The following is a 255-nucleotide window of genomic DNA, read 5'->3' as shown; positions in this document are numbered from 1 at the left end:
GTGTGGCTGGTCGTCCTCTCAGACCAGCTACTGATCGATGCCTTGGTAGGCTTTTACCCTACCAACTAGCTAATCAGATATCGGCCGCTCCACGAGCATGAGGTCTTGCGATCCCCCACTTTCATCCTTAGATCGTATGCGGTATTAGCGTAACTTTCGCTACGTTATCCCCCACTCTAGGGTACGTTCCGATATATTACTCACCCGTTCGCCACTCGCCACCAGAGCAAGCTCCGTGCTGCCGTTCGACTTGCA

1 rRNA gene is annotated in these 255 nt (G+C 53.3%); it reads right to left on the bottom strand.

Annotation, left to right across the window (positions count from 1 at the left end):
• Positions 1–255 (bottom strand): 16S ribosomal RNA (locus ACZ92H_RS29775); the annotation flags it as partial.

Source organism: Janthinobacterium foliorum, from assembly GCF_978021625.1.
Note: the sequence above shows the minus strand (reverse complement) of the source record. Positions and strands in the feature narration are given on the sequence as shown.